1 pseudogene is annotated in these 593 nt (G+C 61.9%); it reads left to right on the top strand.

From position 1 onward, the window contains the following. Positions 1–135: 135 nt before the first annotated feature. Positions 136–593, top strand: a pseudogene (locus CWE01_RS33110) (hypothetical protein); the annotation flags it as partial.

Raw genomic sequence — 593 nt, 5'->3', positions numbered from 1 at the left:
TTTATCGTCCAGGTCATCGGCAAGGCCCATCCGCCAGGCCAGCGCCTGGTTATCTGCAACCAGGATGGCCAGCCGGATCTCGCCCTGACCCAACGCAACCGAGCCATAACCCTCGATAAATCCTGGTGCAGCAGCGTGCTGCATGCCTGGGACTGGCAACCGGGCCGCCGCCTGATGCTGGAAATCGATAGCCGTGACGGCACGCCGCTGCGCGTGCCACTGCTCGATGACCTGCTGGTCACGCCCCGTCAGATGGAAGCTCAATGGAACCAGATCGTTCCGGTGCTGCCCTTCGTGCCCTTGCCGGGAGTCAACAGCCAGTACGATCACGGCACGCCGGTGTTGTGCCGGGCGGGTTTCATTTATGTGTTTTATCGCCAGCGCCTGTGGCGTGAGTTGCAGGTAGATGTCGACGAGCAAGGCCCCCGCTTTCGCGATATCGATGTGGCCCGCTACCGTCAGGGCGAGGGTTTCAAGACAGGCCCGAGGATCGCCAGCGGGCAAGCGTTGGAGGATATCTGGCTGCCGGCGAGCTGGAACAACCAGCGGGTTACCGACCTGCAACTGTGTTTCAGCGAAATCCAGCTCAGTGC

Origin of the sequence: Pseudomonas sp. QS1027 (genome assembly GCF_002814235.1) — a bacterium.
Lineage (GTDB): Bacteria > Pseudomonadota > Gammaproteobacteria > Pseudomonadales > Pseudomonadaceae > Aquipseudomonas.
Note: the sequence above shows the minus strand (reverse complement) of the source record. Positions and strands in the feature narration are given on the sequence as shown.